The sequence below is a fragment of the Streptococcus sp. CL8.13 genome, from assembly GCF_049737895.1.
The window spans coordinates 1-3467 of the sequence record NZ_JBKOTT010000100.1 but is presented as its reverse complement, the minus strand read 5'-3'; the positions used below and the strand labels follow the sequence as shown (position 1 = coordinate 3467).

Sequence of the window (3467 nt, the reverse complement as noted above, 5' to 3'; positions counted from 1 at the left end):
GAGCCTGAGATTGTTGACCTAGCCATTCTCCTCAATGAAATGGGAGCTAAGGTTAAGGGTGCTGGTACAGAGACCATTACCATTACCGGTGTTGAGAAACTTCATGGTACGACTCACAATGTAGTCCAAGACCGTATCGAAGCAGGAACCTTTATGGTAGCTGCTGCCATGACTGGTGGTGATATCTTGATTAAAGACGCTGTCTGGGAGCACAACCGTCCCTTGATTGCCAAATTGCTTGAAATGGGAGTGGAAGTGACAGAGGAGATTGAAGGGATTCGAGTTCGCTCTCAACTAGAAAATCTAAAAGCTGTTCATGTGAAAACCTTGCCCCACCCAGGATTTCCAACAGATATGCAGGCTCAATTTACAGCCTTGATGACCGTCGCAAAAGGGGAATCAACTATGGTGGAGACAGTTTTCGAAAATCGTTTCCAACATCTAGAAGAAATGCGTCGCATGGGCTTGCACTCTGAGATTATCCGTGATACAGCTCGTATTGTTGGTGGTCAACCTTTGCAGGGGGCAGAAGTTCTTTCAACTGACCTTCGTGCCAGCGCTGCCTTGATTTTGACAGGTTTGGTAGCACAAGGAGAAACTGTAGTTGGTAAATTGGTTCACTTGGATAGAGGTTACTACCGTTTCCATGAGAAGTTAGCGCAGCTAGGTGCTAATATTCAGAGGATTGAGGCAAGTGATGAAGATGAATAAGAAATCAAGCTACGTAATCAAGCGTTTACTTCTGGTCATTTTGGTACTGTTTTTAGGTGCTCTAGCCCTAGGAATCGGTTTAATGGTAGGCTATGGAATCTTGGGCAAGGGTCAAGATCCATGGGCTATCCTGTCTCCAGCAAAATGGCAGGAATTGATTCATAAATTTACAGGAAATTAGGCTGGAGAACCAGTCTTTTTCTAGAGATAAGGAGAAAAATGGATAAAAAAACAAGACAGACACTGATTGGACTGCTAGTGTTATTACTCTTATCTGCGGGAAGCTATTATATCAAGCAGATGCAGTCGACAGCTAATAGTCCTAAAACAAAGGTTAGTCAGAAAAAACAAGCGTCTGAAGCTCCTAGTCAAGCATTGGCAGAGAGTGTTTTAACAGACGCGGTCAAGAGTCAAATAAAAGGGAGCCTGGAGTGGAATGGCTCAGGTGCTTTTATCGTCAATGGTAATAAAACAAATCTAGATGCCAAGGTTTCAAGTAAGCCTTATGCTGATAATAAAACAAAGACAGTGGGCAAGGAAACGGTACCAACCGTAGCTAATGCCCTCTTGTCTAAGGCTACTCGTCAGTACAAGAATCGTGAAGAAACTGGGAATGGTTCGACTTCATGGACTCCTCCAGGCTGGCATCAGGTTAAGAATCTAAAGGGTACTTATACCCATGCGGTTGATAGAGGTCACTTGTTAGGCTATGCCTTAATCGGTGGCTTGGATGGTTTTGATGCCTCGACAAGCAATCCTAAAAACATTGCTGTTCAAACGGCCTGGGCAAATCAGGCGCAAGCCGAGGATTCGACTGGTCAAAACTACTATGAAAGTATGGTACGTAAGGCCTTGGATAAAAACAAGCGTGTCCGTTACCGTGTAACCCTTTACTACGCTTCGAATGAGGATTTGGTTCCTTCAGCTTCACAGATTGAAGCCAAGTCTTCAGACGGAGAGTTGGAATTTAATGTTCTAGTTCCCAATGTTCAAAAAGGGCTTCAATTGGATTACCGAACTGGAGAAGTGACTGTTACTCAGTAAAATATAACATAAACTCCTATGTCACTTGTGGATATAGGAGTTCTTTCTTACTAGTTTAAGCAGGGCTACAATAGACACTGATACTCAATGAAAATCAAAGTGCAAACTAGGAAGCTAGCCGCAGGTTGCTCAAAGCACAGTTTTGAGGTTGCAGATAAAGCTGACGTGGTTTGAAGAGATTTTCGAAGAGTATGGGAAAAATAATATGTACTGGACTATATTTTGTGATATAATAAAGGATAAGATACTATTTTAGGAGAAGAACTATGGAAGACCCAAGTAGTCAGAATTTGTTGCTACAATTTGTTTTATTGTTTATCTTGACGGTGTTAAATGCCTTTTTCTCAGCCACAGAAATGGCCATGGTTTCACTTAACCGTGCGCGTGTTGAACAAAAGGCAGAAGAAGGAGATAGACGCTATATCCGTCTGCTGAAGGTACTAGAAAATCCTAACCACTTTTTATCAACTATTCAAGTAGGGATTACTCTGATTACGATCTTATCAGGGGCGAGTTTGGCAGAAACTCTAGGACGAGAAATTGCCTCTTGGCTTGGAAATGGTGAAACAGCTTATGCCGTTGCAAGTTTTCTATCTTTAGCATTTTTGACTTATATTTCCATCGTTTTTGGGGAATTGTATCCTAAGAGAATCGCTCTTAATCTAAAGGATGCCTTGGCCATTCGTACAGCACCAGTTATTATTGGTTTGGGGAAACTAGTTAGTCCCTTTGTTTGGCTCTTATCTGCATCTACCAATCTCTTGAGTCGCTTGACTCCGATGACCTTTGATGATGCTGACGAAAAAATGACCCGTGATGAAATTGAGTACATGTTGACAAATAGTGAAGAAACACTAGATGCTGACGAAATTGAGATGTTACAAGGGATCTTTTCACTGGACGAATTAATGGCCAGAGAAGTCATGGTTCCTCGAACGGATGCCTTTATGGTCGATATTCAGGATGATAGTCAAACCATCATCCAAAGTATTTTAAAACAAAATTATTCTCGTATCCCTGTCTATGATGGAGACAAGGATAACGTGATTGGAATCATTCACACCAAGAGTCTCCTTAATGCGGGCTTTGTGGACGGTTTTGACAATATTGTTTGGAAGAAAATCTTACAAGATCCACTTTTTGTTCCTGAAACTATTTTTGTGGATGACTTGTTAAAAGAACTGCGCAATACCCAAAGACAAATGGCAATCTTGCTGGATGAATACGGTGGGATGGCTGGTTTGGTGACCCTAGAAGACCTCTTAGAGGAAATCGTTGGCGAAATCGATGACGAAACAGATAAGGCTGAAATCGAAGTTCATAAAATTGGAGAAGATACTTATATTGTTCAAGGTACCATGAATCTCAATGCATTTAATGACTACTTTGATGTTGAACTGGAAAGTGATGACGTTGATACCATCGCTGGTTACTATTTGACAGGGGTTGGGACCATTCCAACGACCGAGAAACTCAGTTATGAATTAGTCAGCCAAAACAAAAAGCTTATCCTAACCAATGATAAAGTGAAAAATGGACGTGTTACCAAGGTAAAAGTCCAAATTACCGAAGTTGAAATAGAAGAAGAAACAGAGTAAACTAGAGGCTTTTGTCACCAGGCGTGACGAAGCTTTTTTCAGTTGATTTCAAAAGGAAATTGTGTCCTCGAAAAACTCAGCCCCAAACTTGCCCCAAAAGTTTTTTAAAGTTAT

The 3467-nt window shown here is 41.4% G+C and carries 4 protein-coding genes; all 4 read left to right on the top strand.

Features of this window, described 5'->3' with window-relative positions:
- Positions 1-711: UDP-N-acetylglucosamine 1-carboxyvinyltransferase (locus ACLNCN_RS04080; protein ID WP_424844683.1), on the top strand; the 711-nt coding region annotated here is incomplete at its 5' end.
- Positions 704-892, top strand: coding sequence for a DNA-directed RNA polymerase subunit beta (locus ACLNCN_RS04075; RefSeq protein WP_004241151.1), 189 nt, complete (start codon positions 704-706; stop codon positions 890-892). The genes ACLNCN_RS04080 and ACLNCN_RS04075, both read left to right, overlap by 8 nt.
- A 38-nt stretch (positions 893-930) precedes the next feature.
- The gene (gene endA / locus ACLNCN_RS04070) at positions 931-1755 is read left to right on the top strand and encodes a DNA-entry nuclease EndA (protein WP_064276396.1); all 825 of its coding nucleotides are present in this window, start codon (positions 931-933) and stop codon (positions 1753-1755) included.
- Positions 1756-2021: 266 nt separating this feature from the next.
- Complete coding sequence (locus tag ACLNCN_RS04065) at positions 2022-3353, top strand: hemolysin family protein (RefSeq protein WP_024057807.1); 1332 nt, start codon at positions 2022-2024, stop codon at positions 3351-3353.
- Positions 3354-3467: the final 114 nt, after the last annotated feature.

Coding starts and splice junctions, on each gene's coding strand:
- ACLNCN_RS04075 (WP_004241151.1), top strand. CDS start 704: ATGAATAAGAAATCAAGCTACGTAATCAAGCGTTTACTTCTGGTCATT.
- endA (WP_064276396.1), top strand. CDS start 931: ATGGATAAAAAAACAAGACAGACACTGATTGGACTGCTAGTGTTATTA.
- ACLNCN_RS04065 (WP_024057807.1), top strand. CDS start 2,022: ATGGAAGACCCAAGTAGTCAGAATTTGTTGCTACAATTTGTTTTATTG.